Consider the following 25443-nt stretch of genomic DNA (forward strand, 5'->3'; position numbering starts at 1 on the left):
AATAGTTTTAAAATCAGTTAAACAATGATTCGGGCGAAAGCTCGCCTTTTGGCTTACTCGGAATGGTTAGGTACACCCTGAGTATAGCCGATGGATTAATATTAAAATACTTAACGGTTAACTTATGAAACCCCTTTTGCAAAGCCACTGATCCGCCCTGCTCATACAGGTTATGGCGGCCATCGTTATCAACCACCGGCTGATCGTCTATAAGCAGTACCGAGCCATCGTCAGACACGGTAGCGAAACCATATACACCATCGGTATCAATATTGATATAGCCGCTATAGATCACGCCAAAGTTGGTATTCTCCCTTTTAAACGGCAGCGGACTAAATGTTTTGGTGCTGCCCGTATCAGCCAAACCGCCGCTTTCAATACGGCCGGTGTTGCCGAACGCGCCTGTATACAACTGGTATTTTACGCCTTTTGCATTACCACTAAATTGCACTGCTGGCAACGGCCCTACATTATACACCGTAGTTTTGGTAACACGGCTGCGCTTGCCTGATGGCGAAATCACCATGGTTTGCAATTCGCGGTATTGGCCTGTGGGTATGTTATATGTGATGGGAGTGGTATACAAAATATCTTTATCTGATACCTCGTAACCATCAATATTGTAATACACTTTGGCACCCTCTACCGGAGATTTAAGGCTTACCGTAAGCTGCGGCGCAAACATGATGGTATCAACAGCGCCAATAGCCGGTGGAACGCGGTAATTGTATTTCAGTTCATCTAACCGGGCTAAATGATGTGGCAGGCGCTGCTGCGAAAAATTGGTAAAGTTTTTATTTGCCAATTGCGACCAAGCTACTTCTGACAGGGCGATCAGCCTGGGCAGCATCATGTATTCCAGCTTGTTTTCAGTCCCAATGTACTCCGTCCATAAGTTGGCCTGTACGCCGATGATGTATTTTTGCTGCTCGGGCGTAAGCGCGCCGGGCGTTGGGTTATAGCTGTATGTTTTGGCAAGCGGCGCGTAACCGCCAATGCCGAATGGTTCACGGTAAAGCTTATCCTGCGCATGATCGAGGTAGAGACCATTGGTGCCCGGTGTCATGATCACGTTATGCTTTTGCTGTGCCGCCTCAATACCGCCCGACTCGCCCCTCCAACTCATAACCGTAGCGTTTGGCGCAAGGCCGCCTTCTAATATCTCATCCCAACCGATAATGCTGCGGCCTTTGGCGTTCACAAATTTTTCCATGCGCTGTATAAAGTAGCTTTGCAGGCCATGCTCGTCCTTCAGTTTAAGGTCGCGAATCAGTTTTTGGCAAAAGGCTGATTTCTTCCATGCCTCCTTGGGCACTTCGTCTCCCCCAACATGAATATACTTGCTCGGGAAAAGTTCGATCACCTCCGTCAGCACATCCTGCAAAAAGGAAAACGTCTTCTCGCTCGGGCAAAAAACATTCTCAAATACACCCCATGTTTCGGCAACTTTGTAAACCTGGCTTGGATCGCAGCTTAATTCGGGATAAGCGGCAAGCGCAGCCATGGCATGGCCGGGCATTTCAATTTCGGGCACTACGTTAATGTAACGATCGGCGGCGTATTTAACTACCTCGCGGATCTGTTCCTGCGTGTAAAAGCCGCCATGTGGGGTATTATCAAACTGTTGCGGCGTACGGTCGTGGTAATTGCCAATAACCGTTTGCGCCCTGCGGCTGCCCACCTGGGTTAGCTTAGGATATTTTTTGATCTCGATGCGCCAGCCCTGATCATCCGTTAAATGCCAGTGAAAATTATTGAGTTTGTAATAAGCCATCAGGTCGATGTACTTTTTAACCGCTTCCACCGTAAAAAAGTGGCGGCATACATCCAGCATAAAGCCCCGGTAACCAAAGCGCGGATAATCATCAACCACTACCGATGGCAGCTTAATCGCCCCCGCCCTGTCATCAGGGAATAACTGGATGAATGATTGAATGCCATAAAACAACCCGGCGCCTTTACCTGCAATAGTCACCTTTTCGGGTGTGATGGTTAAACGGTAGCCATCGGCGGGCATATTTTCGGTACCCACAGTGGTAAGCACAATGCTATTACTTACATTTTTGCCCAAGTTGTGGTGCACAGGTATAGCCAGGTTAGCCTGCGTTTTTAAAAAATCAGCTAAAAACTGAACGGCTTTGTTATTCACGGTATCTGCCAACAGCGTAGTTTGTTTACTCAACACAAACTCTCCGGCAGTTTTACGTACTGATACCGGGGCAGGTATAATATTCAGTTCGATATTAGTGTTTTGAGCGGATAGCGGGTTTGTAAAAACGCAAAAAACCAGGGGTAGCAGTAAACCAATTTTTTTATACATCAATTTAAAAACGAATAGTTTATACAATTATGATGTGGTGAATATAGCAGATTTTGCCAATTTTATAATCCTGTTACTCAATTATTACAAAAGCGGTATAGCTAAAAGGAAATTCGGGTTAAAATATTACCATATAAGCAAAAGGCCACATTCAAATTAATGAACATGGCCTTTAAATATTTTTACTTATGTGATTTTAAGCGGTAACCACGTGCTCTTTAGCAGCCAGGTAACGCTCGGCATCGATAGCTGCCATACAGCCTGAACCTGCGGCAGTGATAGCCTGGCGGTAAATATGATCCTGCGCATCGCCACAGGCAAATACACCCTCGATATTGGTTTCAGATGAATCGGGTTTGGTGATGATGTAACCCGTTTCATCCATATTGATCCAACCACGGAAGATCTCCGTATTCGGGTGGTGGCCGATGGCTACAAAGAAACCGGTAACATCCAGATCCCTTTCTTCATTGGTTTGGTTATTGATCACCCTAACTGCGTTCACTACTTGCCCGTCGCCCAATATCTCTTTGGTTTCAGAATTATATAATATTTCGATATTCGGCGTGTTCAGCACACGATGAACCATGGCCTTTGAAGCACGGAACTCATCACGGCGAACGATCATGTATACCTTGCGGCAAAGCTTGGCCAGGTAAGTTGCTTCTTCGGCAGCGGTATCACCGGCGCCAACTATAGCCACATCCTGTCCGCGGAAAAAGAAACCATCGCAAACAGCACAAGCCGATACGCCAAAGCCGTTATATTTTTGCTCCGACTCCAAACCCAGCCATTTAGCCGAAGCGCCGGTTGAAATGATCACCGTGTCGGCCAGAATGGTCTTGCTTTCGTCAACCACCACCTTATGCGGCAGGCTCGAAAAATCAACCGAGCTTACATAGCCAAAGCGGATATCAGTACCCAAACGTGATGCCTGCTTCTCAAAGTTCTGCATCATCTCAGGGCCTAAAATACCCTCGGGGTAGCCGGGATAGTTCTCCACCTCAGTAGTTTGGGTAAGCTGGCCACCGGCAAGCATACCTGTATAGAGCACCGGTTTCAGATCAGCACGGGCTGCATATATAGCGGCAGTATACCCCGCCGGACCAGACCCTATAATAAGGCACTTTACGTGTTCAAGTTGTTCAGACATCAATTAAAATTGAATTTATATACAAATGTACAATTAAAGGCTGACCGGGTCAATATGGTATGGTCAACAGAGTGCAATTAGCTGGAGTCAATTATTTACTCAATGATAAATAGCACGTAATTTTTTATAAAATAATCTAAACCAGCGCTATTGTATTTTGTTAGACCTTAGAATCATCTATAATTAAAACAAGGAAAGACATGAAAGATCAATCAAAATTAGTTGCTGCTTTATTAATAGGCGCAGCAGCAGGTGCGGCAGCAGCCTTATTGCTGGCCCCGGATAGTGGTAAAGCAACACGTGATGAAATTGCTGACTACTTTGGCGATTTACTTGAATCAACAAAAGAGAAAGCAAGCAAAGCAGCATCAACTGTAAAAGATTACAGCAGTGATATTGTTGACCGTGCTAAATCAAAATTCCAGAATGTAAGCGAAACTGTATCTGACTATACTGATACCCTTGCTGACACCGCTAAAGCTAAAGGCAGCGAGTATGCCGGCGAAGCTAAAGGTGCCGTAAAAGATACCGCCAACAACTGGAACAACGCTGTACAAAACTCATAACGTTAATTATATATAAACAGAAAAACCCTGACCATAACGGCCGGGGTTTTTCTGTTTTAAGCCTATATGATTTGATTACAGCTTAAAGGTGTTATCTTTTACGGTAGCATCCATAAATATACCGCCATCAAGCGTTACGCTTTGTACAGCTTTGGTGGTTTTTAAAGCTATCGAGGTTTGTTTTTGGTCGGCTTTCCAAACAACAGGTGTTTGATGCAGGCTTTCGGTACTGCCATCGGCATAAGTTACCTTTACATCAAACGGCACCGCGAAACCACCTACATTTTGCACAGCCACGTTGTAGCCGCCCGTAGTTTTATTTACGCCTTGTACCGCCAAATCGATATAATAATTGGTAAAATACCAGTTGTTAAAAAACCAGTTCAGATCCTGGCCCGACACGTTGCTCATGGAATTAAAATAATCCCACGGAATAGGGTGTTTGCCATTCCAGCGATCCATGTAGCCATGCAACGCTTTTTTAAACAGCTCATCGCCCAGCATATCCTTCAACGCTAAATGACTTAGTGCCGGTTTGCCGTAGGCATTGTTACCGTAACCCAGGCGCAACTCGCTCGACGGGGTGATGATCGGCAGATCCTGAAAGGTTGATTTATTGTTGATCCAGCCTGCCACACGGAATTGCTTAAACAGGCTTTCAGCCTTTTGCTTACCGAACTCGGCGGTGCCTATCAGCAATTCAAAGGTGGTTGCCCAACCTTCATCCATAAAAGCATAGCGGCTTTCATTGATCCCCATGTAAAAAGGCATATAGGTATGGGCAACCTCATGATCCTGCACAAACTGGGTAAAATCAAAGCTATCAGTATGGCTGTCGTTACACATCATCGGGTATTCCATATCAGCAAAACCCATTACCGATGTCATTTTAGGGAACGGGTAAGGTACGCCCGGCCAGTTTTGTGATAACCAGCTCAAAGTATGACGGCCAAACTGTACCACCTTATGAAAATCAGCAGCCGAATCGGCAAAGGCGGCCTGCATACTGGCACGGCGCTTGGTTTTCGGGTCAACGATCACGCTGGCGGCATCCCACACATAATTATCGCTGACAGCCAGGGCCACATCGCTGATGTTGGTGCAGGTCCAGGTCCAGGTATTCAGGTCGTTTTGCGCGGTAACTTTCTTTTTGGCGATATCATCAGCGGTAGCGACATGGATGGTTGAGTCGCTGGTGAATGATTTTTGCAGGCGCTTGTAATACTCCGGCTGCAATACCTGTTTGGCATTTTGCAGGGTACCGGTAGCCCAAACTATAAAATTTTTAGGTGCCTTTATATTGAGGGTATAGTCGTTAAAATCGTTATAAAACTCCTGCGCGTCTAAAAACTCCAGGGTATCCCAGCCATTGTAATCATCGTATACAGCTACGCGCGGGTAAAAATACGCCAAAAACATGGTCGACGGGTTCAGCATCCCCTCCCTGCCGCTTTGTACCGATGCCTGGAAATGCCAGTCGATATCGAGCTTTAAGGAGTCGCCGGGGTTAAGCGGTTTGGCCAGCCTTACGCCACGGTTAGCACCCGATGGTTCGTTGTTCCATTTTTGGGTATTACCGTTTATCTGCATCTTATCTATCTGGATGCCTTCGGTCAGGTAATCTTTTTCCGTAGCCGAAAAACGTGCGGCACCCGGGCGGTGTGTGTTGAGTATGAATTTAAAATTCAGCAAACGCAGCGTATCCGGGCTGTTGTTGATGTAGGTGATCTGCTCGGTACCGTTAACATTGCGTGTTGCAGGGTCAACCGTTACGGTAATGTTGTAACGGCCACGGTTTTGCCAGTAATTTTTTCCGGGTTTCCCATCCGGCGAGCGGGTTTGTTTGGCAAAGGCCGCCTTAATATCGCGCGGCATGTAAAGACTTTGCGCCTGGGTTTGATAAACCGCAGCGCCCAAAAGCGTAGTAATAAGTAATTTTTTAAGCATAATTATGAGGTCAGCAAAATTTAATGCAAGGTAGCTATTTGCTTTAAAGCTGTAGTAATTAAGCTCATTATTTCAACCTGAATTAACTCAGCACGTTATTTATCACGAAATTATCTGCACACCAGTAAATGACGGCAGGATGTTGCTTATTGCCCCTGATGACGTAACTTTGAGGCATGAAGCATAAGTTAGGCGATTTTGTACGGTTTATTGATGAAAAGCTGGAAGGTTATATTACCCGCATTATTGATGAGCAGATGATAGGTGTTACCGGTGATGACGGTTTTGAGATACCGGTTATGGCCAGCAAAGTTACATCAGTACACGGGCACAATACTGCCGGCAATACTGACTACTCAAAAGCTGCCGACACTGCCGTACCCGCCGGTGAATTTACCGCGCGTGGCCTATACCTGGCTGCCGTGCCCGACGCGCGCGCCGGTTCAGTTGTACATTTCCATTTGATCAATACTACTTCATTTCAGTTGCTGGCATCGCTTTATACCGAACGTGATAAAAAATTCAAGGGTGAGTACGCGGCTATTTTGCAGCCCAGGTCAAGTGTGCAGGTTTACTCGGCACAACTTGCCGATTTGCAGGTATGGCCTAAACTAAGTTTTAGTATTATTTACCATACCGCCCAAAACATGCAGCCCCCTGCCCCATTGGTATATTCTGAAAAATTTAAGGCGAAGGATTTTGCCGGCGCTAAACAAAAGCTGCCGCTAACAGGCGCGCAAGGCTGGCTGTTCAGGCTGGATGAGGATGAACTGGTAATTGATGCCGGTAAGCTAAAGGAAAGCTTTTTTAAAACCGCCGAAGAAAAGACCGACGTTGTAGGCAAACCCGACCATGAGGTTGACCTGCATATTGAAAAACTGCGAGACGATTACCAGTTTTTAGGCAGTGCCGAGATCCTTAAAATACAACTCGACCACTTTAACAAAAAGCTGGATGCCGCCATTGTGCACCAACTGCCCGAAATAGTGTTTATACATGGTGCAGGCAACGGCATATTAAGGCATGAACTGCATAAAGCGCTCGGCCGAAACAACAAGGTACAAACTTTTATGGATGCCCGTAAAGAAAAATTTGGCTACGGCGCTACCAAGGCCATCTTAAAATAAAGGTTAACCCAGGCGGGCCGCCTCTTTAAAATCGTTATTTAAAACGTTATCGCCGGTGTATACTTTAAGGCCGAGGCAAAAGGTAGTGCCTTTGCCCGGCTCACTGCTAAACCATATTTTACCGCCTTGCAACTCGGTAAATTCCTTACAAAGCAGCAGGCCGAGGCCCACGCCTTTTTCGTTACCCGTGCCATAGGTTGATCGCCCACGTATAGAAAATACTTCGCCTTGCTGCTCGGTTGATATACCGATGCCGTTATCAATAATACTGATGCAGCATTCCTGCCCGTTATAATCTGACCGAATTTCCACAACACCGCCCCTATTACTGAATTTAATGGCGTTATTGATGAGGTTACGAACAATGAGCTGCAACATATCAGGGTCGGCAATTACGGCCGCGTTATCATCCAGGTTATTGAGCAGGGTTATGCCTTTATGCTGCGCTTCCTTTTGCTGTATCTGCAACGTGGTTTGCAGCAGATCGGCAAGTTTAACAGTAGCCAGGTTAACATTCACACCCTCCATTTGCGATTTGGTCCACATCAACAAGTTCGACAGCATTTTTTGCGTGTTACCGGTGGTATTAAGCAGTTCCTTTTTGATGGACATGCGCTCACTTTCATCCAGGTTTAACTCGGATAATATTTCGAGGTAATTCTGGATGGAGCTTAAAGGCGCGCGAAGGTCATGCGCCAGGATAGAGAAAAGCTTGTTTTTAGTCGTGTTCGATTGTTCCAGTTCAGCCGCTTTTTGCTCAACCTGCAAGCGTTCAAAATTATAACCGCGCCTGATATAGGTAGTAACTATTGAAATTATTACCGCTATTACCAGGTACGAATACATCAGGTCAATAAACCGGGTTTCCCTATCGGGATAGTTAAGCGGCGCTATACTGCTGTCAAAATATTCTATCGCCGCTAAACTAAGTACAATGATGATGTTGACCACTATCCAAAACCGGTATTGCTTTTTGGGTACTACCGAAATGTTGAAGAAGCAGGCCAGCAAAAATATGAGCATGGTAGGCCCCTGCGTGCCGGAGTTATTAACAAAGTTTAATATGAGCAGAACATTGCTTAAAATATTATATATGATAATACTTAAACCGAAACGGTTGCTAAATCTTGATAAATAATAAGCTACTGATATTAATAAGATACCCCCAACCATCAGGAGGGCAAGGCCGGGCATATCTAATATATAGTTAACAAATACGTTAACAAAAAGCGCGAATACCGTAACCGTACAAATGGTATGAAAAATACGCTGCTCCAATATAAAAGCCGTACGCTCACCTATCAATCGCTCAATTAAGGCCGACAATTTATCTGGCATTATACAGTAAATAGTAAATTTTTATCAGGGATTAATTTGTGAAGATAATCGCCTTTGGGATAATCATATATAAAAATATCACTTTTTAATTATTGTGCATGATTTTTTATACTCAATTAATATAATTACTATTTACTTACAATCGACATTTTAAGTAAGCTTAGCCAGGTATTGGCCGTACTCATCCTCAAAGATCACCTCAGCCTGCCAGCCTTCTTCGGCGGCAATTTTAAGCATGGTTTTTTCATCTACATAAAGCCAGCTAAACCAGTCTGTACGCTGCCCGCCGTAAGCATATTGGTACCCTATCTCGCCATAATAACCTTCGGCCGGCAAGCCATTACTATATAAATAGCTCACGTCGGACGAGTCGAACAGCAACTGCCCGCCTTCATGCAGCAAGGTACGGGCATGGCGTAAGAACCGGCGCAGGCCATCCAGGTTACCGGCAAGGCCAATACCATTCATTAATAATAAAAGCGTATCAAATTTTTTCTCAGCATAACTAAATATATCGGCCTGTACCGCATTCTTTACACCACGTGCGGCCATTACTTCAACCGCTAACGGCGATATATCCAGCGCGGTTACCTCTTTACCCCATTGCTGCAAAACCAGGGCATGGCTACCGGCACCGGCACCCACGTCAAGCACCGTGCCTTCGCAGTGGTTCAATGCGCACCATTCCAGGTCGGGCATATCATCCTCTCCCCTAAAGTAGGTCCGCACCGGCATTTCTTCCCTCGGGCCGTAGCGGTTATAGATCCAAAGTTTATCGGTTTTATTACCGTTATGATAATCATGAATTGCCTGCCCTAAAATGTCGCTCATATGTAGCCACAAAGTAAATAATTTATATTTGATGCAGGATGATGAGCAATACCACTTCGTACATTTTACTGGCAGCATTGCTTATGGCAGGTGTTGCCTTTGCTACGTTAAAGCGTAAGCTCACACCTTTAGCTGCCGTTACCGGCGTGGTTACTGCCCTGCTGCTGTTTGCCGCCACCGGTTTTACAGGTGTAATGCTGATGACCGCTTTTTTTATTACTGGCACAGCGGCAACATCACACAAAAAGGCGTTAAAGCGTTCTGTTGAAAGCGAGGCGGACAGCGGCCCGCGCGATGCCCGGCAAGTGTTGGCCAATAGCGGTGTAGCGGCCTTGTTAGCATTGGCCGTTATACTGCTGCCCCAATACAAACATGAATTTACGCTGATGATAGCGGCTGCATTTGCCGCGGCCTCCGGCGATACGGCATCAAGCGAGTTGGGTACAGTGTATGGTAAAAGTTTTTATAATATCATCACTTTTAAGAGGGATACCCGCGGGCTTGATGGCGTGATCAGCCTGGAAGGTACTGTATGCGGACTGGCTGCCAGCTTTGTAATAGCCGGTATCTACGCCATATTTTCTGGCTGGGGATGGCCGGTTGTAGTAATAAGCCTGGGAGGATTAGCCGGCAACCTTGCCGACTCGCTTTTGGGTGCTTTGCTAGAGCGCAAACACCGCCTGGGCAATAACATGGTTAACTTTTTAGCAACATTAGCGGGCGCGGTTGCAGCCTGGTTAATGGCATAAAAAAAGCACCGGTAAAACCGGTGCTTTGTAAACGATCAATAAAATATATATACTATTATATAACTTTTACTTTTACCGCATTCAGACCTTTACGGCCGTTTTCAACCTCGAACTCTACTTTGTCGTTCTCCTGTATCTCATCGATAAGGCCGGTTGAGTGTACAAAAACTTCTGGTTCGCCATTGTCAGGCACTATAAAACCAAAACCTTTTGTTACGTTGAAAAATTTAACTGTTCCTTGTTTTTGCATTGTATTATTATTAAAGTTCAAAGGTATGTATTTTAATTGGCAATGTGCCTAATTAAGCATATTAACTCCTTTTGATCGCTGTTACCGTCCTTTTTATTCTTCAGAATATACGCTTTGAACGGTATCCCGCAGGTTATAACCCGAAGCCATTACCTGCCCGTAGGCACCGGCGGTACGCACAGCAATTATATCGCCACGGTATGATTGCGGCAGTTCCACGTCCTTACGGAAACAGTCGGTGCTTTCGCAAATAGGGCCCACTACATCATATTTCACCGCATCGATAACATTCGCTGCTGTGCGGCTTAAATTATCTATCTGGTGGTAAGCCTGGTAAAGCATAGGGCGTATCAGTTCGGTCATGCCGGCATCCAGCACCAAAAAGTTTTTACGCTGCCCGTTCTTAACATAAAGCACGCGCGATATGAGTGCCGATGATTGCGCCACCAATACCCTGCCTAATTCAAAATGTACTTCCTGGCCGGGTTTTATGTTCAAAAAATCATGAAACACCTTAAAATAGCTTTCAAAATCGGCCACGTTATTATTATCCGGACTGTGGTAATCAACACCCAGGCCACCGCCGGCATTAAGTACTTTGATGGTAAAGCCACGATCTTCAAACCACTCCTGCATTTCGTTAATACGCACACACAAGCTCTTGAAAACCTCCATGTCGGTTATTTGCGACCCTACGTGAAAGTGAATGCCAATAAATTCCAGGTTAGTGCTTCCGCGCAATTGCTCGGCAACATCATTTAGCTGCCAGGTATTAATACCGAATTTATTTTCATCCAACCCGGTAGTAATGTAGTGGTGGGTATGCGCATCAACATTGGGGTTAATGCGGATGGCTATGCGTGCTTTTTTGCCGCGTGCGGCTGCCAGCCCGTTAATTACCTCCATCTCCTGCACCGATTCTACATTGAAGCAAAAAATATCCGCATCAAGCGCGGCGTTTATCTCTTTGTCTGATTTACCTACGCCCGCAAAAACCACTTTTTGCTTATCAAAGCCGGTTTTAATAGCGGCAAGCACCTCGTTACCACTCACACAATCGGCACCAAAGCCGTATGATCGGATATTTTTTAAAAACTGCTCATCAAAATTAGCCTTCATGGCGTAATGTACATGAAAGCCATATTTAGCCGATGCCTCCCTGCATGCGGCCAATGTACGGCGTAGCACATCAAGGTCGTAATAATAAAATGGTGTTTCCAGGGTTTGGAAACGATTTATAACACTATCGTTAAACATCTATATTTCAATTTATTACCCGCTACGCGGGTAGTATGCTAATAGCCTTAAAATAAGCGACTGTGCAGGCTGCGCAGCACTTCTGTTTTTTCATCCGTTTTTACCAGTAAGGAGAGGTTGTGCTCGCTCCCTCCGTACGAGATCATCCTTAACGGGATATGCTTAACCGCCTCAAGTACACGCGCGGCATAACCATGCTTTTCGGTACCGAAATCACCTACCACGCAGATGATGGTTAGGTGCTCCTCTATCTCAACGGAACCAAAAGTATTGAGTTCTGCCTCTATATCTTTTAGATAAGTGGTATCATCAATGGTTAAAGATACGGCAACCTCTGAGGTTGTGATCATATCGATAGCAGTTTTATAACGCTCAAACACCTCGAAAACACGCCTCAAAAAACCATAAGCCAGTAACATACGGCTTGATTGTATGCGGATGGCCGTAATATCATCCTTAGCGGCTATGGATTTTATCTTGTTCTTTTCGCTCTCGTTGGTTATCAGCGTACCTTGCGCCTGCGGATCCATGGTATTCAGCAAGCGTACCGGTATTTTGTAGCGCTGCGCCGGGAACACGCTTTGCGGATGCAATATTTTAGCACCAAAGTAGGCCAGCTCGGCAGCCTCATCAAATGATAATTGGGCAATAGGTTGTGTACCCTTAACAATACGCGGATCGTTATTGTGCATACCGTCAATATCCGTCCAAATCTGTACTTCCTCACTGTGGATGCCCGCTCCTATTAGTGACGCGGTATAATCGCTGCCGCCACGGCGCAGGTTATCTATCTCGCCAAAGCTGTTACGGCAAATATATCCCTGGGTGATGAACAGGTTATTATCTGCATGCTTTTCAAGCAACGGCGTAAGGTGTGAGGTAATGTAATCAACCACCGGCTCGTTATCCTCATCAATCTTCATAAAATCAAGCGCGGGTAATAATACCGATGGTACGCCGATCTCTTTTAAATAAACATGGTATAAGGTGGTTGACAGCAGCTCGCCCTGTGCCAGTATTACCTTTTCTTCAATATTGGTAAACAAGTCGTTAGCCAGGGTATTGAGCAGGCTAAAGTGATAATCTATCACTTCCTTACCTTGTGCCAGGTATTCTTCTTCGGCAAAAAGCTCCTCTATAAATACCTCGTACTTACTTTTTAATGCAGCAATTAATGTAGCGGCCTTGGGTTTGTCGCCCGCAAGGTATGCCTTTCCAATTTCAACCAGGCTGTTTGTTGTGCCCGACACTGCGGAAAGCACTACAATTTGCCGTTGAGTAACATCAACAATATCAAGCAGCTTTTTCATCCTTTCAGGGCTGCCTACTGATGTTCCTCCGAATTTTAAAACTTTCATTTTTACGATAATTATTAACTGAACAATTGATCTTGCTGCATCAATTTCAAGCGGCGCTAAAAATAGGATTTTTAAGCGCTTATCGGCATCATAAAGTCAATAAATTGAGCTTAGCACCTGTTTGTTGAACGCTACGGCTACATGTTGTCATTACCTCTAAGTAGCATTTTTATCTTCGGGTAACATTTATCACCTGTATATCAATTACTTAAAACCATTTTAACACTAACATCAAACTTTTAATACACAGGTTGGTCTACTACATTGTAATGATGTAACAACATTTTACGTAACCAAATTATAAACTGAGGAGTTTGTGATGCTATGCTTGATAACAGCCATGTTAAAAAAGCAGTACTTTATTTTATTAACGTTTTTATGAAAATGCAAAAATCGACGTTAAGGTGTAGCTGTGGCGCGCCTTATCACTTCGAGAGCGAAACTAACCCTCTCGGATCACTGTTGTTTTTCTTACCTATCCGCCGCTTTTTTTGCGCGCATTGTTTAAAAAATTCTTATGTGTGGCTTCCAAAAAAGATGGCACGACGGTATCACCAGGTATAAGTGTGTATGGAAAAAAACTACTAAACAAAACGAGCCGCTGTTAACAGCGGCTCGTTTTGTTTATAATGCTTCCCGTTCCTTTAAAACGGTATGTATATCCGGGTTTTGATAATCTTTTTCAATCAGCCCATCGCGCATACGTACAATACGGTGCGCATGCTGGGCTATATCTTCCTCGTGCGTTACCAGTATAATGGTGTTGCCTTTGGCATGTATATCCTCAATCAATCCCATTATCTCGATAGATGTTTTGGTATCCAGGTTACCGGTTGGCTCATCGGCCAATATAATTGATGGGTTATTGATCAGCGCACGGGCCACAGCCACACGCTGGCGCTGCCCGCCCGATAGCTCATTAGGCTTATGGTCAACCCGGTGGCCAAGGCCAACATTGTCCAGCGCTTTGTGCGCGCGTGCCAGCCTGTCGGTTTTGCTGATGCCGGCGTAAACCAGCGGCAGGGCCACATTCTCTAACGATGTATTACGTGGTAATAAGTTGAATGTTTGAAATACAAAGCCGATCTCAGTATTACGCACTTCGGCCAAGTCATCATCCGTCATGTGGCTTACATTGATACCATTAAGAATGTATTCGCCTTTGGTTGGCGTATCTAAACAACCCAAAATATTCATCAAGGTTGATTTACCCGAACCCGAAGGACCCATCAAAGCCACAAACTCGCCTTTGTTAATGCTCAACGATACCGATTTTAGCGCGTGGATAACCTCGGTACCAATAACATATTTACGGCCTATATCTTTAAGAGTAATAAGTGGCTGCATGCGTTTTTATTTGGTTTGACTGTGGTTTGGGGTGAATTGTTACAGGGTTAATATTATATTCTTGACCATGATTTTCAGGATTTGAGGATTGTCTTGATTTTTTTGTCTGTGACCGTTGATTAATTTTGATTGCACTGATGACGTTGATTTTGATAATCAGTATCATGGAATCAAGGCAATCCTCAAATCCTAAAAATCATGGTTAAGAAAGAGGAATCAGCGAAATCTACGAAATCAGAATCGAATCAACGGTCAATCACCTTGGCCACCAATATGTGGCTGCCATCATGCTTGGGCGCGTTGAGCAGGGCTTGTTCGGTGGTTATTTCCTGCTTTACCACGTCTTCGCGCAATACGTTGTCTTCGGTGGTCATGTATACCAGGGACTCAACGCCGGTGGTGTCAACCTCGTTTAGCTTGGCCATAAAATCGAGTATCTGGCTCATGTCCTTCATCAGTTCCTCTTTCTCCGTGTCGGCCAGTTCAAGGCGGGCAAGGTGGGCTATTTTATCAACGGTTTCTTTATCAATGGTCATGATGGGGTATGCAATTTTTGTTGAATAATGCCGTGCACCTGGTCGCGCAGGGCATCGGTATCATCAACGGTTAAATGGGCCGTTTCAATAGGCTTATGTACAAATATATTACAAACGCCGGGTTTACTGCCATATTTAAGGCCATCGTCCCATAAAATTTGCCAGGTGTTGAGTGATGTTACCGGGATGATGGGTATTTTATGCTCAATAGCCAGCCGGAACGGGCCATTTTTAAAAGAGATCAACTCAGGCGGATAAATATCGGGTATGGTACCTTCAGGAAAAATAATCATGGTAACGCCCTTTTGCAACCGCTCGGCAGTGGCTTTAAAGGCACGGAATGACGACATTTTGCTCTCCCGGTTTACCGGGATATCAATGGTGCGAAAAAACAGCCCGGTAACCAGCCCATCCAGCAATTCATCCTTACCCATAAAACAAATATTATTTTTTATGGCGATGCTGATGGCTGTAATATCCAGGTTTGAGGTGTGGTTAGGGCAAACAATATACGTGCGGCTCCAATCTATCTTTTCTTCAAGATCAATATTATAAGTAATACCCGCAACAAGCGAACTGATGAAACCCCAAGCCCGGCGCACCTTGTTCATGCTTAAATAACGCTCGGGTTTGCGCGAAAAATAATAGAGCAACGGCCAGAAAACGAAGTAGAAAAAGCCTACACTGTACCGGTAATATCTGGCATGGGCCTTTCTCAAAAACATTTTCATCGGTGTCAAAAATATAAAAATTCTTACTTTCGCCCCTATGGAAACAGTTGTTAGTGGTATACGGTCTACCGGAAATTTGCATTTAGGCAATTATTACGGCGCAATACAGAATTTTATTAAGATGCAGCACGAATATAACTGCTATTTTTTTATTGCCGACCTGCACTCGCTAACCACACACCCTACCCCGGCTAACCTGCATAATAATGTAAAGCAGGTACTGGTTGAATACCTTGCCGCGGGTATTGACCCGGAAAAGGCTACGATCTACATACAATCTGACCTGCCCGAAATTGCCGAGCTATACCTGTACATGAACATGAACGCCTACCTGGGCGAACTGGAGCGAAGCACATCCTTTAAAGACAAGGTACGTGCGCAGCCCGATAACGTGAACGCCGGTTTGCTTACCTACCCGGTGCTGATGGCGGCGGATATCATCATTCATAAAGCTACCAAAGTACCTGTGGGTAAAGACCAGGAGCAGCACCTGGAAATGGCGCGCACCTTCGGTAACCGCTTTAACCGGCTTTATAATAATGACTACTTCCCCGAGCCTTATGCTTTTACGTATGGCAGCAACCTGGTAAAAATTCCGGGACTGGATGGCAAGGGTAAAATGGGTAAATCAGAGGGTGAGGGCAATGCCGTTTATTTGTCTGACGCGCCCGAGGTGATCCGCAAAAAGGTTATGCGTGCTGTTACCGATAGCGGCCCAACTACCGAGAACCAGGAAAAACCGCAGGAGATACAAAACCTGTTCGATTTGATGAAAGTAGTATCAACCGAAGACACTTATAAGCATTTTGACAACCTGTATAATACCATGCAGGTGCTTTACGGTGATCTTAAAAAGCAGTTGGCCGAGGACATGATTATGGCCACCGCCCCTATTCGCGACCGCATTACAGATATTGCTAACGATACCGTTTACCTTAGCCGCGTGGCCAGCCTCGGTGCCGAAAAAGCACGTGAAAGCGCCGGTAAAACCATCCGCGAGGTTCGCGAGATCATCGGTTTCAGAAAGTTCTAACATCAGCGCGGGCATCTGCGTAAACAGAAAAGTCAACACACATAATACCTTACAACTTTTTTGACAGTTAGGGGTTGTTGGTGTATATTAGGCAGTCTGTGGACGATGGTCAATAGTCCATGGTGAAAAACACACTTTATTAAATTACTACGGTCTATCGTCTATGGTCTATTGACTTACTGACTAACCGACCTAATACCAAACGAACATGCACATTGCTATTGTAGGAAACATAGGTGCCGGCAAAACTACCCTCACCGAGATGCTGGCCAAAAATTATGGCTGGGAGCCGGTTTTTGAGGCTGTTGATAATAACCCTTACCTTGAGGACTTTTACAGCGACATGAAACGCTGGAGCTTTAACCTGCAGATATACTTTTTAAACAGCCGCTATCGCCAGATACTGGAAATTCAAAAAAGCGGCCGTAACGTAATACAGGACCGTACTATTTACGAGGATGCCTTTATTTTTGCGGAGAACCTGCACGATATGGGCCTGATGACCACGCGCGATTACGAAAACTACCGCTCCATATTTGACAACATTACCTCTTATATTAAACCTCCTGATCTTTTGGTTTACCTTAAAGCATCGGTACCTACGCTGGTGAACAACATACAGCGCCGCGGCCGCGAATATGAAAGCGGCATCAGGCTGGATTACCTTTCAAAACTGAATGATAAATACCAGAAATGGATCAACGGTTATGAACAGGGCAAACTGCTGATACTGGACAAGGATAACCTCGACTTTGCCAATAACACCGAAGACATGGCTTCAATTGTGCAAAAAATTGAAAGGGAAATACACGGCTTGTTTTAGCGACAGCCCCCTAAATCCCCTGAAGGGGGACTTGAGAAATTACAGATTGAATATGTCCGATATATCAAATAGGCAAAACATCACCTCCTCTTCAGGGGAGGCCGGGAGGGGCAATATCCTTGGCATCATACCTGCCCGCTATGCATCGAGCCGATTTCCGGGTAAGCCGCTGGTTGATATCGCAGGCAAGAGCATGATACAGCGTGTATATGAGCAGGCTTCAAAATGCCCCGATCTGGCGGCGGTTGTGGTAGCTACGGATGATGAACGCATATTTGAGCATGTAACTGCGTTTGGTGGCAGCGCGATAATGACCGGCACCGACCATCAAAGCGGCACCGACCGTTGTGCCGAGGTAGCATTACAGCACCCAGAATACAAGGTAATTATTAACATTCAAGGCGATGAACCTTATATTGACCCGGAGCAGATCACCAAACTGACACACTGTTTTATTAACCTACAAACGCAGATAGCCACATTAGTTAAACAAATAAAAACCGAACAGGAGTTATTGAACACTAACTCGCCCAAAGTGGTGATCAACAAACTATCAGAAGCTATTTATTTTTCGCGTTCGCCCCTGCCACACCTGCGCGGCGAGCAGCCCGAAAACTGGCTGGAATTTCATACCTACTTTAAGCATATTGGCATCTACGGTTACCGTGCCGATGTATTGCAGCAAATAACCAAACTCCCTGTATCATCGCTGGAAACCGCCGAAAAACTCGAGCAACTCCGCTGGATAGAGAACGGCTATCGCATCCAGGTCGCCGAAACCGAGTTGGAAACGCATGCTATTGATACGCCGGAAGATTTGAAGTTGTTGAAGTTGTAGCCTCATTCGATGCTCTTTAAAAAACTCGTCATTGCGAGGTACGAAGCAATCTCTTTAGGATATACCATAAGGCCTGCCACCCGGAGATTGCTTCGTACCTCGCAATGACGTTGTTGAGAATGACGTTGTTGAGTAAAAAGCAACAACCAATCATAACCTATCAATCCGGCCTTTTAATTTTCGGGTAGCACTAAATAAGCACTGGCTTTAATAGAAAATTAAACAGCCGGCAGTTTTTGCTTCTTTTGTCTGACAAAAGAAGTTAAGTAATAAATCGTCACCCAAAGCAATTTCATAAAACACCCTCTTTTCCAAACTTTAACCACACCCAAAAGTTATTATTCCGGGTAACATCAGCGGGATATATGAAAACAAGGTTAAGGGGCATTAGCGCCATAGTATGCTTATTAGTAACACTAAGCGCCTGTAGCGACAGGGGCGGCATCGCTATTTTTAAAAAGCAATCGCCGCATGAGGCTTACGGGCAAAGGCTGAAAGATGCGGGGCTTGACCGTACCGCCATGGGCAGCCGCTGGTTACTTAATGCCGATGAGGTGATCACCAAGCCGCTTAACATTACCATCCCTTACCGGGAAACTGGTTACTTCGCGGCTGATAAGGCCGGTGGTACCGCTTTGCGCTTTACGGCCAAACGTGGTAAAAAACTCAGCATCAGCCTGACTAAAAAACCGCTTAACATTAATATTTATGCCGACCTGTTTGAACTGAACGGCACCGAAACCAAACGCGTGGCCTTTGCTGATACTACCGGCAAGGCGCTGGAATATGAAATAAAACGCGATGGCAGCTACCTGCTCAGGCTGCAACCTGAACTGCTGATCAGCGGGGAATATACCTTGACCATTACCGACGGGCCATCACTCGGTTTCCCGGTATCGGCAAGCGGCAAACCGCGCATAGGCAGCTTTTGGGGTGTAAACCGTGATGACGGCAGCCGCAAGCATGAGGGTATTGATATTTTCGCCCCCAAGGGCACACCCGCCGTAGCCGCTGCAAGCGGTACAGTTAATAATGTTACCAAAAATAACCTGGGCGGTAAAGTGGTATTTTTTCGGCCGGATGGAAAGGACTACACGCTATATTACGCTCACCTGGATAGCCAGCTTGTGCAAAACGGGCAAACCTTAAAACCCGGCGATACCATCGGCCTGGTGGGCAATACCGGTAATGCCCGTAACACGCCTTCGCACCTGCATTTCGGTATTTATACATCGGGCGGCGCCATTGATCCGCTGGCATTTGTGGACAGCAAGATCACAGAACCTGCAAAAACTACCGCCGCCTTAAATTATTTAAATGGCACCGTACGCACAGCCAACACTCAAAACAAAATATACACTTCTCCTGATGATAAAGCCGGCTCACTACTTAATCTGCCTAAAAACACGGTGCTTACTGTTGAGGCTGCTATAGGCTCGTGGTATAAAGTAAAATTGCCCGACGGTTTGGGCGGCTACATTAGCAGCAGAAGCATTACTGATGCGAACATTCTACGAAACATCATCCTGAAAAAAGCGCAACCTTTGCTCGATGCACCTGATACCGCGAACGCGCCCGGCAAACTACAATTAGCAGCAGGCGATAAAGTAGCCGTGCTTGGTGCCTATAAAAATTATTACCTGGTAAAAACGGCTGAAGAAACCGGCTGGGTAACTGTTAATCAATAAATTATAAAGCCGGATAATTTTAACATCACGCATTTTCTCAACATCAGCAAAAAACTGTTAAATATTCTTACCTTTGTATCCCGTACACAAACAATTTGACGAGCGGTTAAAACTGTCGTCAAAATTCAAAAAACAACATGACCAAGTATATTTTTGTTACGGGCGGCGTTACTTCGTCGTTAGGGAAAGGTATTATTTCCGCATCATTAGCTAAACTCTTACAGGCGCGTGGTTACCGTGTAACCATCCAAAAGTTCGACCCTTACATTAACGTCGATCCGGGAACGCTGAACCCTTATGAGCACGGCGAATGCTACGTTACCGAGGATGGTGCCGAAACTGACCTTGACCTTGGCCACTACGAGCGTTTTTTGAATACCCCTACCTCGCAATCAAACAACATTACTACAGGCCGTATCTACCAAAACGTCATCAACCGCGAACGCGAGGGTGCGTTTTTGGGTAAAACGGTACAGGTTGTTCCGCATATTACAGATGAGATCAAACGCAACTTTCGCATATTGGGTGAAAGCGGCGATTATGATATCGTGATCACCGAAATTGGCGGTACCGTGGGTGATATTGAGTCGCTGCCATTTGTTGAGGCCGTACGCCAGTTCCGTTGGGAGGTTGGCTCAAGTAACTCGCTGGTTATCCACCTTACGCTGGTGCCGTTTCTGGCTGCCGCGGGCGAGTTAAAAACCAAACCGACACAACACTCGGTTAAAATGTTGCTGGAGTATGGTATACAGCCCGATATATTGGTTTGCCGTACCGAGCATCACCTGAACCAGGATCTGCGCAAAAAGATAGCCCTGTTCTGTAACGTAAATATTAATGCCGTTATTGAGTCGATAGACGCTTCAACCATTTATGATGTGCCGTTGCTGATGCTGAAAGAGCAACTGGACAAAACGGTACTGACCAAATTTAAACTTCCGCATAAAAACGAGCCTGCTTTAGATAGCTGGAAAGACTTTTTAGGCCGACTTAAAAACCCGACATCCGAAGTACGCATTGGCCTGGTAGGTAAATACGTTGAGCTGCCGGATGCTTATAAATCCATTACCGAATCTTTTATACATGCCGGTGCTAAAAATGAATGCAAGGTTAAGGTAGAGTACATCCACTCCGAACAATTAACGCCCGGCAATGCCATTGAGCGCCTAAAAGGCCTGCATGGCGTGTTGGTTGCACCCGGCTTTGGCGAGCGTGGTTTTGAGGGCAAGATTGAAGCTATCCGCTATGTACGCGAAAATAACATTCCTTTCTTTGGGATATGCCTGGGCATGCAATGCTCTGTTGTAGAGTTTGGCCGTAACGTGCTTGGCCTCGAAAGCGCCAACAGTACCGAGATGAACCCTGACACCAAATACCCGGTGATCAGCATGATGGAGGAACAAAAGAACATTACAGCCAAAGGCGGTACCATGCGTTTGGGCGCTTACCCATGTGATCTGAAAAAAGGATCAAAGGCAGCCGCTATATATGGCAAAACCCATATCAGCGAGCGCCACCGCCACCGTTACGAGTTCAATAACGAATACCTTAAAAAGTATGAAGAAGCCGGCCTGATACCATCAGGTATCAACCCTGAAAACGGTTTGGTTGAGATAGTTGAGCTTAAAAACCACCCCTATTTTGTAGGCGCGCAGTTTCATCCTGAATTAAAATCAACAGTTGCTAATCCGCATCCACTTTTTATTAACTTTGTCGCCGCTTCGCTGGCCTACGCCCGCAAGAATTAATTATTGTTCGATTTTAAATAATGGATAGAAATACATTCACAGGATTATTCCTGATCATGCTGATATTGGTAGGCGGGTTCTACCTCATAAAACCCTCGCCCGAGGAAATAAAACGCGAAAAGGAACGCGCCGCCGCCACCGCTGCCAAGGACAACAAAAAGCAGGATACCGCTAAAAAGACCGCCGCTGTAGCTGCTGCAACCACGCCAAAACCGGTTGATTCGGCTGCTATGAAAGGCCCTTTTGGAGCCGCCATTACCGGCAAGGCACAACCCGTAATACTGCAAAATGCCGATATTAAGGTTGAACTAAGCACCCTTGGTGGTAAAATACAATCAGTTGAGCTGAAAGATTACAAAACATTTGATAAAAAAGCGCTGGTATTATTTGATGGCCAGGGTAATAATTTTGGCACTACGTTAAATGCCGCCGGCCGTGGTTTTAACACCGCCTCGCTTTATTTCGCGCCGGTACAGGCAACAGCTACCTCTGTAACCATGCGCCTGAGCTACAGCCCATCGCAATATATTGATTATACCTACTCGCTTGCTGATAAAGGCTATAAACTCGCCCTTAACATTAAAACTACCGGTATGGATGCCATACTGGGTAACAACGGTGTACTTAACCTGAACTGGGCTGCCAGCCTGCACAAACAGGAAAAAGACATGAAGCAGGAGCGCCAGTTTTCAACCGTTTACTACAAACTGCTTGATGGCGATGTAGAACACCTGAGCGTAACCGAAGATGAGCAAAAGGATGTTACCGATAAAAAGGTACAATGGGTATCATTCAAACAACACTTTTTCTCGAACGTAATTATCAGCAAAACAGGCTTTAACAAAGCGAAGGTCGGGGTGAATACGGATGTAAATACCGAAACCGATGTTAAGCAAATGAAAGCCGACCTGGCTGTTGCTAAGGATGCAAGCGGCGTTTATCCGCTGGAATTTTATTTTGGGCCAAACCGCTTCAGCACCCTTAAAGATCAGGGATATGACCTGCAGGATCAGGTTGACATGGGCTGGGGTCCGCTTAAATACATTAACCGTTTTGCGGTGCTGCCTATATTTAACGCCTTAAATCAGTTTAACTGGAATTATGGTGTAATTATATTAGCGCTTACCATTCTATTAAAGGTTGTATTGTCGCCTTTAACCTATAAATCATACCTGTCAATGGCTAAAATGCGCGTGCTTAAGCCGGAGATGGACGAAATAAAAACCAAGGTTGGCGAGGATAACCCTACCCTGCTGCAACAGGAATACCTGAAGCTTTATAAAAAAGCAGGTGTTAACCCGCTGGGTGGTTGTTTGCCGCTATTGCTGCAAATGCCGATCGTGATCGCTTTCTTCCGCTTTTTCCCGAGCTTGTTTGAGCTGCGCGGCGAGAGCTTTTTATGGATGAAAGACCTTTCGACCTATGACGCGGTGCTTTCATTCTCGCCACTGCCGTTGATCGGTTGGACGCACATCAGCTTAATGTGTTTGCTGATGACCATCTCAACCCTGATCTACACCTACTTTAACAACCAGCTATCAGGCGCTACCGGCCAGATGAAGTATATCGGTTACATTACCCCGCTTATCTTCTTCGGTATGCTAAACAGCTACCCGGCAGGTTTGAACTACTACTACTTTTTGGCCAATATGTTAACTTTCGGACAGCAATATCTTATCCGTTTGATGGTTGACGATAAAAAGATCCACGCCAAAATTCAGGAGAACAAGGCCAAGCCGGAAGATACCAAAAAGAAAAAATCAGGCTTCTCGGCACGTTTAGAAGAAATGATGCGCCAGCAACAGCAAACGCAGCAAAAAAAGAAATAATATAGTGAATGGTCAGTAGTGAATAGTGATTGACCATATCGATATTAAAGTCGCATCGTAACTGATGCGGCTTTTTTTTGTGGGTATCAGGAATGAACCGTCATTAATTTACGTGAATGAACTGTGGTTTATTTTAGTTTTGCCTTAATTAAAGGGGTTGTGATTTATCTATTGCCAGCCTGCTCTTGGCCGCAGAGGCCAGTTACTTTGTCTTAGACACAAAGTAACCAAAAGTGAAGCCGGAAAAAACCTTCAGCTGCACAGGCCATACTCCCGGCCCGGTTTTCCGGCAGGCCACCGCTTTTCTAACTCCTAACAAAAATCCATTAAGACAAACGCACAAACCACAAATAACCTTAATTTCCGGCATCAGTAATGCCCGGAGTAGCAGAAGCCTTGCCCAAGCACAACCTTTCACCGGGCAGGACGTAGCCGGCGATTTTTGCTTCTTTTGTTCGCACAAAAGAAGTTGAGGACAGTTAAAAAAAATTATAATATCACCAATCCCATTCACTAAATTATTTAGCAAATTGTTAAAAATTAGTACATTTGATTTATGTACGCTATTGTGGATATTGAAACGACGGGAGGGCATGCCAACGCCAATGGCATTACAGAGATAGCTATTTGTATTCATGATGGTGTGCACGTGGTTAAACGGTTTGATACGCTGGTTAATCCGCAGCGCGATATCCCGGTGTATATAAGGGCGCTTACCGGTATTACTAATGAGATGGTGGCCGATGCCCCGCTTTTTAAGGATGTGGCGCATGAAATATTTCAATTGCTGGAGGGCAAGATATTTGTTGCCCATAATGTAAACTTCGACTATTCTTTTGTACGCTACCATTTGGCACAGGCCGGGTATGATCTGCATTGCAATAAGCTATGCACCGTGAGGCTGGGGCGTAAAATAATGCCGGGCTTTCCGTCGTACAGTTTGGGTAAGCTATGTTCGCAATTGGGTATTGTTAATACCAGCCGCCACCGTGCCGCGGGTGATGCCGAAGCTACGGCTAAGCTGTTTACCATGCTGCTGGCTGCCGATGCGGACAAACATATTGGCAAGGCCCTTAAACAAAACTCAAAAGAGCAGGTATTACCTGCCAACCTGCCAAAGCAATATATTGACCAGTTGCCCTACATGCCCGGTGTATATTACTTTCACGACAATAAGGGCAAAGTAATTTATGTAGGCAAGGCTAAAAACTTAAAGAAACGGGTTTGCAGCCATTTTACGGGCAACAATGCCGGGCGGCAACGGCAGGATTTTATGAAGAACATACACAGCATCAGCTACCAGGTTTGTGGTACCGAACTGATTGCTTTTGTGCTGGAAGCCGTGGAGATAAAACGCCTATGGCCGCAATATAATCGCTCACTTAAACGCTTTGAGCAGGGTTACGCCTTGTATGATTATATTGACCAGCGCGGCTACGTGCGCCTGGCGGTTGACAAGCACCGCAAGCACCAGATGCCGCTATACACCTGCAACTCCATGCTGGAAGGTTATAACCTGCTTAACCAATTGATAGATACTTTTGGCCTTTGCCCTAAGCTGTGCTTTATTCAGAAAAACAATGCCGAATGCAACGGCATACATAAGGATACCTGTGCCTGCTGTGGTGGCATGACTGCCGATGATTATAACGGCCGCGTAAACCTGGCTATTGAATCGCTCAACCAGGCGCTGCCCACCTTTGCCGTGCGCGACGAAGGCCGCACCATTGACGAGCATAGTTACATACTGATTGAAAAAGGGCGTTTTTATGGCATGGGCTATATATCACACTACTTTCGTACGGATGATATCCAGCAATTAAAAAACCACCTCACCCCCTATCCGGGCAATGATTATATCCGCAACATCGTATCGGGCTACGCGGCACGTTTCCCGGAGCGAAAACTGGTATTCGCGGGTGCATAAATAATTACTAAACGCAGGCAAATAATATATCTGCCTGCGTTTAGTAA

Annotated in this window: 21 protein-coding genes; 10 read left to right on the forward strand and 11 right to left on the reverse strand. The window is 45.4% G+C overall.

From position 1 onward, the window contains the following. Window positions 1–13 precede the first annotated feature (13 nt). Both AC3WJC_RS11365 and trxB read right to left on the reverse strand, forming a co-directional pair. Window positions 14–2320, reverse strand: coding sequence for a family 20 glycosylhydrolase (locus AC3WJC_RS11365; RefSeq protein WP_492399226.1), 2307 nt, complete (start codon window positions 2318–2320; stop codon window positions 14–16). Window positions 2321–2516: 196 nt separating this feature from the next. Further along, window positions 2517–3473: a thioredoxin-disulfide reductase gene (gene trxB / locus AC3WJC_RS11370; RefSeq protein ID WP_492399227.1), complete on the reverse strand. Its 957-nt coding sequence runs from the start codon at window positions 3471–3473 to the stop codon at window positions 2517–2519. A gap of 200 nt (window positions 3474–3673) precedes the next feature. Between trxB and AC3WJC_RS11375 the strand changes: the two genes are divergently transcribed. Next, window positions 3674–4039, forward strand: coding sequence for a YtxH domain-containing protein (locus tag AC3WJC_RS11375; RefSeq protein WP_492399228.1), 366 nt, complete (start codon window positions 3674–3676; stop codon window positions 4037–4039). A 75-nt stretch (window positions 4040–4114) separates the two neighbouring features. Here the strand turns inward: AC3WJC_RS11375 and AC3WJC_RS11380 are convergent, their stop codons facing one another. After that, complete coding sequence (locus tag AC3WJC_RS11380) at window positions 4115–5986, reverse strand: M1 family metallopeptidase (protein WP_492399229.1); 1872 nt, start codon at window positions 5984–5986, stop codon at window positions 4115–4117. Window positions 5987–6162: 176 nt separating this feature from the next. On the opposite strand from AC3WJC_RS11380, the gene AC3WJC_RS11385 reads away from it, so the two are divergent. Then, a complete protein-coding gene (locus AC3WJC_RS11385) occupies window positions 6163–7113 on the forward strand; it encodes a Smr/MutS family protein (RefSeq protein WP_492399230.1) in 951 nt (316 codons plus the stop codon). Window positions 7114–7116: 3 nt separating this feature from the next. Here the strand turns inward: AC3WJC_RS11385 and AC3WJC_RS11390 are convergent, their stop codons facing one another. Together AC3WJC_RS11390 and AC3WJC_RS11395 are read right to left on the reverse strand one after the other, a co-directional pair. Next, entirely contained in the window at window positions 7117–8451 is a 1335-nt protein-coding gene (locus tag AC3WJC_RS11390; RefSeq protein WP_492399231.1) for a sensor histidine kinase, read from the reverse strand. Window positions 8452–8601: 150 nt separating this feature from the next. After that, the gene (locus AC3WJC_RS11395; RefSeq protein ID WP_492399232.1) at window positions 8602–9282 is read right to left on the reverse strand and encodes a class I SAM-dependent methyltransferase; all 681 of its coding nucleotides are present in this window, start codon (window positions 9280–9282) and stop codon (window positions 8602–8604) included. Window positions 9283–9320: 38 nt separating this feature from the next. Here AC3WJC_RS11395 and AC3WJC_RS11400 point away from each other — a divergent pair, with 38 nt between their 5' ends. Continuing rightward, window positions 9321–10031, forward strand: a complete 711-nt coding sequence (locus tag AC3WJC_RS11400; protein WP_492399233.1) for a DUF92 domain-containing protein — start codon at window positions 9321–9323, stop codon at window positions 10029–10031. A 55-nt stretch (window positions 10032–10086) separates the two neighbouring features. Here AC3WJC_RS11400 and AC3WJC_RS11405 read toward each other — a convergent pair whose 3' ends face one another. The 6 genes from AC3WJC_RS11405 to AC3WJC_RS11430 all read right to left on the reverse strand — a co-directional run bounded on the left by AC3WJC_RS11405 (window position 10087) and on the right by AC3WJC_RS11430 (window position 15510). Beyond that, on the reverse strand, window positions 10087–10281 hold the full coding sequence (locus AC3WJC_RS11405; protein WP_492399234.1) for a cold-shock protein: 195 nt from the start codon (window positions 10279–10281) through the stop codon (window positions 10087–10089). Between the two features lie 93 nt (window positions 10282–10374). Continuing rightward, window positions 10375–11538 (reverse strand): diaminopimelate decarboxylase, encoded by a 1164-nt coding sequence (gene lysA, locus AC3WJC_RS11410; protein WP_492399235.1) that lies wholly within the window; start codon window positions 11536–11538, stop codon window positions 10375–10377. 47 nt (window positions 11539–11585) lie between these two features. Next, window positions 11586–12896 (reverse strand): aspartate kinase, encoded by a 1311-nt coding sequence (locus AC3WJC_RS11415; RefSeq protein WP_492399236.1) that lies wholly within the window; start codon window positions 12894–12896, stop codon window positions 11586–11588. Between the two features lie 624 nt (window positions 12897–13520). Then, the gene (locus AC3WJC_RS11420; protein ID WP_492399237.1) at window positions 13521–14243 is read right to left on the reverse strand and encodes an ABC transporter ATP-binding protein; all 723 of its coding nucleotides are present in this window, start codon (window positions 14241–14243) and stop codon (window positions 13521–13523) included. A 245-nt stretch (window positions 14244–14488) separates the two neighbouring features. Further along, entirely contained in the window at window positions 14489–14779 is a 291-nt protein-coding gene (gene gatC / locus AC3WJC_RS11425; protein ID WP_492399238.1) for an Asp-tRNA(Asn)/Glu-tRNA(Gln) amidotransferase subunit GatC, read from the reverse strand. Further along, complete coding sequence (locus AC3WJC_RS11430; RefSeq protein ID WP_492399239.1) at window positions 14776–15510, reverse strand: lysophospholipid acyltransferase family protein; 735 nt, start codon at window positions 15508–15510, stop codon at window positions 14776–14778. Before AC3WJC_RS11430 ends, gatC begins: the two co-directional genes overlap by 4 nt. Window positions 15511–15547: 37 nt before the next feature. On the opposite strand from AC3WJC_RS11430, the gene trpS reads away from it, so the two are divergent. The 7 genes from trpS to AC3WJC_RS11465 all read left to right on the forward strand — a co-directional run bounded on the left by trpS (window position 15548) and on the right by AC3WJC_RS11465 (window position 25396). Further along, on the forward strand, window positions 15548–16543 hold the full coding sequence (trpS, locus tag AC3WJC_RS11435) for a tryptophan--tRNA ligase (RefSeq protein WP_492399240.1): 996 nt from the start codon (window positions 15548–15550) through the stop codon (window positions 16541–16543). Between the two features lie 208 nt (window positions 16544–16751). Further along, window positions 16752–17366 carry a deoxynucleoside kinase gene (locus tag AC3WJC_RS11440; protein WP_492399241.1) on the forward strand — a complete coding sequence of 205 codons (615 nt, stop codon included), beginning with the start codon at window positions 16752–16754 and terminating at the stop codon, window positions 17364–17366. Between the two features lie 52 nt (window positions 17367–17418). Then, window positions 17419–18204, forward strand: a complete 786-nt coding sequence (kdsB, locus tag AC3WJC_RS11445; RefSeq protein ID WP_492399242.1) for a 3-deoxy-manno-octulosonate cytidylyltransferase — start codon at window positions 17419–17421, stop codon at window positions 18202–18204. A gap of 365 nt (window positions 18205–18569) precedes the next feature. Further along, complete coding sequence (locus tag AC3WJC_RS11450) at window positions 18570–19892, forward strand: peptidoglycan DD-metalloendopeptidase family protein (protein WP_492399243.1); 1323 nt, start codon at window positions 18570–18572, stop codon at window positions 19890–19892. A gap of 137 nt (window positions 19893–20029) precedes the next feature. After that, window positions 20030–21640 (forward strand): CTP synthase, encoded by a 1611-nt coding sequence (gene pyrG, locus AC3WJC_RS11455; protein WP_492399244.1) that lies wholly within the window; start codon window positions 20030–20032, stop codon window positions 21638–21640. Between the two features lie 20 nt (window positions 21641–21660). After that, complete coding sequence (gene yidC, locus AC3WJC_RS11460) at window positions 21661–23469, forward strand: membrane protein insertase YidC (RefSeq protein WP_492399245.1); 1809 nt, start codon at window positions 21661–21663, stop codon at window positions 23467–23469. 556 nt (window positions 23470–24025) lie between these two features. Then, on the forward strand, window positions 24026–25396 hold the full coding sequence (locus tag AC3WJC_RS11465; RefSeq protein WP_492399246.1) for an exonuclease domain-containing protein: 1371 nt from the start codon (window positions 24026–24028) through the stop codon (window positions 25394–25396). The last annotated feature ends 47 nt before the right edge of the window (window positions 25397–25443 follow it).

This window comes from Mucilaginibacter sp. FW306-07-L (genome assembly GCF_058782065.1).